Annotated in this window: 4 protein-coding genes and 3 pseudogenes; 5 read left to right on the forward strand and 2 right to left on the reverse strand. The window is 60.6% G+C overall.

All coding sequences use genetic code 11. From position 1 onward, the window contains the following. From E4K64_RS38910 to E4K64_RS38925, 4 genes and pseudogenes are all read left to right on the forward strand, one after another. On the forward strand, positions 1-276 hold a 276-nt coding region (locus E4K64_RS38910; protein ID WP_235884967.1), incomplete at its 5' end, for a transposase. Positions 277-345: 69 nt separating this feature from the next. After that, positions 346-2,345: pseudogene (locus E4K64_RS38915) on the forward strand (di-heme-cytochrome C peroxidase). A 126-nt stretch (positions 2,346-2,471) separates the two neighbouring features. Beyond that, on the forward strand, positions 2,472-3,704 hold the full coding sequence (locus E4K64_RS38920; protein WP_126262207.1) for a cytochrome P450: 1,233 nt from the start codon (positions 2,472-2,474) through the stop codon (positions 3,702-3,704). Between the two features lie 307 nt (positions 3,705-4,011). Then, a pseudogene (locus E4K64_RS38925) lies at positions 4,012-4,416 on the forward strand (helix-turn-helix domain-containing protein); the annotation flags it as partial. 3 nt (positions 4,417-4,419) lie between these two features. Here E4K64_RS38925 and E4K64_RS38930 read toward each other — a convergent pair. Next, positions 4,420-5,688, reverse strand: coding sequence for an IS256 family transposase (locus tag E4K64_RS38930; protein WP_126262206.1), 1,269 nt, complete (start codon positions 5,686-5,688; stop codon positions 4,420-4,422). Between the two features lie 15 nt (positions 5,689-5,703). Between E4K64_RS38930 and E4K64_RS41820 the strand changes: the two genes are divergently transcribed. Further along, on the forward strand, positions 5,704-6,168 hold the full coding sequence (locus E4K64_RS41820; protein WP_430642582.1) for an ATP-binding protein: 465 nt from the start codon (positions 5,704-5,706) through the stop codon (positions 6,166-6,168). 56 nt (positions 6,169-6,224) lie between these two features. Here E4K64_RS41820 and E4K64_RS38940 read toward each other — a convergent pair. Then, positions 6,225-6,509 (reverse strand): annotated as a pseudogene (locus E4K64_RS38940) (recombinase family protein); the annotation flags it as partial.

Raw genomic sequence — 6,509 nt, forward strand, 5'->3', positions numbered from 1 at the left:
TATGTCGCCGGCCAGAAGCGTGGCGTGACCGCAGCAATCAAACGCGCCTTCCGACGCCGATCCGCGGTCGAACCGGTGATAGGCCATCTCAAGAATGAGCACCGGATGAACCGAAATCATCTCGCCGGCACCCGCGGCGACGCCGCCAACGCGGTCCTTGCCGCCGCGGGCTACAACTTCCGGATTCTGATCCTCTGGCTCACGACTTTGTTTGTCCGGATCTGCTGCGCCTTCCTGTTCGCCGGCGCCTGGTCATCCCGTCAACAGACCTCATGATCAACGTTCTTCACGGTCGACTGTTTACACGGCTTTCTCCTGAAGACCGTCGCTGACACCGGTGAAGCCATGTCGACAGTTGCGAGCGCAATTCGGCGCCTTTGGTGCCGACGCTTTCTTGCTCTTCTGGTGATCATCGCGGTCATTGCTTCTATCGCGGTCCTGACCAGCCCCCAGCTTGGCGCGACAATCGAAGCTCTGGAGCCGCCTGGTCTCCCTGAGCCGGTTCTCGTGAGCGAGCAAGTTTCGCTCGATCAGGGCTGGAACGCCGAAGACGCCGATCGATTCCATCACAAAGCCCAGGGCACGCAGACCTTGCCAATCCCGCTGTCATGGTTTCTCGCGCTGGAAGCGCCGCAGAACTCGCCCTTCGCTATGCCCTTCTTCGAACGCGAACGCTTTGCCGACAACCGCTATTTACTGCGGTTCGGATTCATAAAATCTGCTAAAAGCGAGAACAATGAATACGGTTTGCCGATCGGATTTGCGTATTCGCCGTTTCAGTCGATCCGCGGACTTGCGCGTAAGGACACTGCCGTCGGATTGACCTGTGCCGCGTGCCACACCGGCCAACTGATCTTCAAAGACAAGCGCTATGTCATTGAAGGCGGCCCCGCCGTAACCGATCTCGGTCAGTTGACAAATGCGCTCCGCGCCGCGCTCGCACAGACCGCCTTGTCGGCAAAGTTGCCCTTCTTCGACGGTCGCTTTAGGCGGTTCGCGAAGCGCGTTTTAGAAACCGAGTACAGCGATCTGACACGCGTTCAACTATCCAAGGAACTCGATGGAATACTTGGTGCTCTGGTCGATCAGCCCGCTGGGATCGACGTCACGGAAGGGTTTACCCGCCTCGATGCGCTCAATCGCATCGGCAATCAGGTGTTCGCACTCGACAACAAGCGCTACGGCAACTACGTCAACATCAACGCCCCTGTCAGCTACCCGCACATCTGGACATCATCATGGTTCGATTGGGTGCAGTACGACGCCTCAATCATGCAGCCATTGTACGCAATGCCGGCGAGGCGATGGGTGTTTCCGCGGAGCTCAACCTCACGGCACCGCCCAAGCAGGGACGCTTTGCCAGCAGCATCCCCTTTGATAATCTGCACTGGATTGAACGAAAGCTCGCTGGAAAGGACCAGCCGCTGGTGGCGAAGGCCTTCACCGGGCTGAATGCGCCAACTTGGCCCGACAGCTTTCCTGCGATCGACAAAGCCAAGGCTGCCGTGGGAGCCCAACTCTACGATAAATATTGCAGCGGCTGCCATCTTCCAGCGCTGACCCCCGACATCGTGCACGGCAAGGCCCCGGACTCGGAGTTCTGGAAGAACTTCGGCCCTATCCGCTGGCGCGGCCGGGATGGGCAGGAGAAGCAGACGAAGGAATCCGTACTCAACGTCAAGATCATCAAGCAAAGCCATATCGGCACCGATCCGGCCCAGGGCGACGTGCTGCGCAATCGCACCGTTGACACCGCCGGCAGCGAACTGGCCCGGGCGGTCCATAGCAGCCCAGGACTCGGCCTCGACATCGATGTCTGCCAACGGAAGGCTGACAATACGCTGGATACGATCCAACTCTCGGACCATGCGATGCAACTCTACGCGCTTGCGCTCGGCGCCGTGGTCCAATCCAGCATCGACGAGTGGCTTCGGTCGACCGGGACCGTCCACGCGGAGATCGAAGGCGATCGGCCGAACTGTCTCGCGGCAGGTTTCGGCTATAAGGCGCGTCCGCTGAACGGCGTATGGGCGACTGCGCCGTTCCTGCACAACGGCTCGGTGCCGACGATCTACGACCTTCTCAGCCCGGTTGCAGAGCGCCCGAAAGTGTTGCTGCTCGGTGAGCCCAGCTTCGATCCTGTCCGCGTCGGTATCGTGGCGCGGACCGCCGCTCCCAAAGGCAGGACCTACGACAGCAAGGGCTACTTCATCCTCGATACGTCGAGGCCCGCCAATCGCAATACTGGCCACGAATTCTCGAACGACAAGCATGAGGGTGTCCTTGGCCCTGCGCTGTCTCCCGAGGAGCGCAACGCGATCATCGAGTTCCTGAAGTCGATCTGAAATTGATTGGGTCAGCTCCAACTGGAGCAGCATCGAAGACCATCTCGCTCCCGCAGGGGGAAAGGTGGACGGAAGCCAGGATCGACCGACCAGGCGAAGCTTTTCTCGAGTTAGGGTGCGGCGGCAATGGCGGAACAGAAACAGGGGCTGGCGGCGAAGTTCTTGAAATGGATGATCGCGAAACATCCGGATGCGTTGTTCGCACTAATTCGGCGCGTCAGGCCCAACCTAGCGTTGGGCGCCGCGGGGCCCGTGTTCATCACCCGCTTCCCCGACGTGCAGGAAGCGCTGAGCCGGCCCGACATCTTCAACGTCACCTATGCGCCGATGATGGACCCTTCGGTCGGCCCCTTTATGCTCGGCCGCGACTGCACCGAAATCAACCAGCGCGACAAGGGTATCATGCGCGCCTTCATGCGCATGGAGGATCTGCCGGCAATTCGCCAGAAAGTGCGCAGCCTCGCCAATGCGTCCGTCGAAAAGCAGCTCTATACCCAGAACCAAATCGACGTGGTCAGCACGTTGTCGCGCCTGGTCCCCATTCAGCTGACCGGAGAATATTTCGGCTTTCCCGGCCCCGATCTGGCGTCGATGTTCCGCTGGTCGCGCGCCACGCAGTACGACATGTTCCACAACCTGGACAAAGATCCGAAGGTGCATCAGGACAACATTGACGCCGGGCAGGAGATGCGCACCTACCTGACACAACTGCTCCCGCAACGGCGCGAGCAACTGAAAAATGGCGCGCCGCTCGACGACGTGTTCAGTCGCTTGCTAAAAAGCCATTTTGACGATTCGATCGGCTTCGCCGACGAACGCATTATAACCAATATGATGGGCACGCTGGTCGGCGGAATCGAGACGACCTCAGCGGCCATCGTACAGCTCCTCGAGCAGTTGTTCATAGGTCCGAAGATCCTGAAGAAGGCGATCGACGTCGCCTGCAGCAATAACGATCAATTGATGTATCGCTATTGCTGGGAAGCGCTACGCTTCAACCCGATCAATCCGTTCGTGGTGCGCCAGTGCCGGACCGATTACCGGATTGCAAAGGGCTCGCTGCGCGCGGCAACAATCAAGGCCGGCAGCACGGTGCTGATCTCGACCCGGTCGGCGATGCGCGACGGCTTGCAATTGCCGGCGCCGTCCAGCTTCGCCGTCGACCGCCCGGAGTCGGTCTATATGCATTTGGGCTACGGGATGCACACCTGCCTCGGCGACCAGATCAGCCGCATCCAGGTTCCGGAAATCGTTCGTCGCATCCTGCAAATCCGGGGTGTGCGTCCTGCCGCGGAGATTGACTACGCAGGAGGGCCGTTTCCGGAGCGTTATCCAATCACCTACAATACGGCCGCCTGAAGGGCGGACTTCCCAGCAGCGAGCCGCGACTCGCGACTGGTCTGCAATATCCAGCGGCGAGGCGATTGCCGTTAGCACTTCGCGAATGGTTTGAGCATAGTCTCGCTCCAGTGCCAGACCAACCTAGATCGCTGGCGCGCCGGTTTGAACGAGAAAGTCATTCGACTTCAAGAGGAATGGCGCAGCCACCATGTCTCGTGCCCAAGCGCTTTGCGAGAGCCCCGAAATATGTTCCATTCTCCTAGTCATCTGGAACGCAAATTCGACGCATTAGTTGTTGCTCGAATCTCTAGAGAGGAGAGTGCTAGTGGCGAATGCAGGTGTGCGAGGCCGGCCGATCGCGCCGTTAGTGCTTAGTCCGCAGGAGCGGGCGTACTTGGAGAGGCAAGTTCGTCGTCATCGTGTAGCCCGATCGCTATCTGAGCGGTGCCGCGCGATCCTGCGATGTGCAGATGGTCTGCCAAGCAAGTCTGTGGCTGCCGAACTTGGCATCCATGAACACACCGTTGGCAAGTGGCGCCGCCGATTCTTGAAGGATCGCTGTGATGGCCTGCTTGACGAAGCCCGCCCTGGTCGCCCTCGAACCATCGACGACGATCAGGTTGCTGCGGTGATCGAGCGGACATTGCGTACGACACCGCCCGACGCGACGCACTGGTCGATCCGCTCGATGGCTGCGGAAACGAGCTATGCGGGATTTTGGGTGACGAGGTGATCAGGCGGCGTGGGTTGCCGGCATTTGGATGACCTCGATGCCGTCGTTAAATCTGACACCTGCGATGACCTTCGGCAACTGGTTTGTGCCTTTGAGCCGACGCCAGGTCTTTGATGCGGCGATCACCAGTTTGAATACCATCAGCTTGGCGGTGGTCGGCGACAGCGAGCCCTTGGTGCGCACGGTCCTGTGCCGCACGGTGGCGAACACGCTCTCGATGGGATTGCTCGTGCGCAAGTGATCCCAATGTTCGGCAGGAAAGTCGTAGAAGGCCAGCAGCGCGTCGCGATCCTTGACCAGACATTCGACCGCCCGGCCGTACTTGGCGAGGTATTTCTCGGCGAAGACGTCGATCGCCGCTTCGGCGGACGCCCGGTTTGGCGCCCAATAGACCTCGCGCAAATCTTTCTTCATGGTGGCCTGCACCGAGAGTGGGACCTTGTCCAGGACATTCACGGTCTTGTGCACCCAGCAGCGCTGGTGCCGTGTGCCGGGAAAGACCTCGTCAAGCGCCTTCCAGAAGCCGAGTGCGCCGTCGCCGACGGCAATTTCGGGCGCGATCTGCAATCCGCGCTGCTTGACGTCGATCAGGAGCTCGCGCCAGCTCTGCGCGCTCTCCCGCACGCCGACCTGAAAGCCGATCAGCTCCTTCCTGCCTTCCGGCGTTGCGCCGATCAGCACCAGCATGCACTCGCCGTGATCTTCCATGCGGGCCTGCAGGAAGACGCCATCGGCCCACACGTACACATATCGCCGCGCCGACAGATCGCGCTTCTGCCAGCGCTCGTACTCGCCTTGCCACTCGGCCGTCAGCCGGGAAATCACCGCGGGCGACAGGTTCGGCGCGTCCTTGCCCAGCAAGGCCGTCAGCGCCTCCTGAAAATCGCCGGTCGAGATGCCGCGCAGATAGAGCACCGGCAACAGCGCATCCAGACTTCGGGTCCGCCGTGCCCAGAGCGGCAGGATCGCCGAGCTGAACTGGATCCGCTCGCCATCGTTGGACGCCCCGCGGTCGCGAATCTTCGCCCGCGTGACCTCAACTGGGCCGATGCCGGTCTGGATCGTCCGCGCCGGGCCGTAGCCATGCCGCACGACACGGGCGCGTCCATCGGCAAGCTTCAAGTCCTTCACCGTGGCAAGAAAGGTCTCGACTTCGATCTCGACAGCCTGCGCCAGAAGCTGCCGCGCACTAGCGCGCAGGATATTGGTCAGTGGATCATCGATCGCGTCGGGCTGACGAAGCGGGACAATCTTGCTAGTCTCATTCATGGCGTATCGCTCTCCTTGAGAGGTTCTGGCAGGCTTCGACACCCGCCTCGATACGCCGCCTATCTCAGGCCGTCATCACCCAGCTCCCGCATAGCTCCCGCCATCGAGAACGTCGACTATCGCACCGCTCGAGGCCTTGACCACTCGCTCTTTCAAATCCTCGCTACCTGCCAATGGATCCGTGATGCCAACCATCTGGTCATCGTCGGCCCAACCGGCACGGGCAAGTCCTGGCTTGCCTGTGCGCTCGGCAACAAGGCCTGTTGTGACGGCTTCTCCGTCCTCTACAAGCGAACATCCCGCCTGTTCGCCGATCTCGCGCAGGCGCGCGGCGAAGGCCGTCTGGCGCGCCTGATCACCGCGCTCGAGCGGATCAATCTCCTCATCCTTGACGACTGCGGACCCGAATCGCTTACCGCCGACCAGCGCCGCAATCTGCTTGAGATCGTCTACGATCGCTACGACAAGGGTCCTTGTTGATCACAAGTCAGGTCCCCGTGTCGCAATGGCACGATGTCATTGCCGAGCCGATGACTTCATGATGCCTCCTTCTTCGAACGCTTGGTGCGTCGTACCCGATTGCGAAGCTGACCGATTTGTTCGTCTGAGAGCTCGATCTGCCATGGCTGGCCTTTGGTTAACTGACGACCTGCCAGCATTCCGCGCGCAAGATAATCGAAGATTGTTTGCGGGGTTACTCCAAGCTCAGCCGCTGCGCCCTGAATCGAGAAGCTGCCGTCGGGCCAGCGCATCGGATTCTTGTCCACGCCGTTGATTTTGACGGTGGGAATGCCCCAGCGGGTGCGCAACAGCCAGACGTT

Source organism: Bradyrhizobium frederickii, from assembly GCF_004570865.1.
In the GTDB taxonomy this organism is placed as follows: domain Bacteria; phylum Pseudomonadota; class Alphaproteobacteria; order Rhizobiales; family Xanthobacteraceae; genus Bradyrhizobium; species Bradyrhizobium frederickii.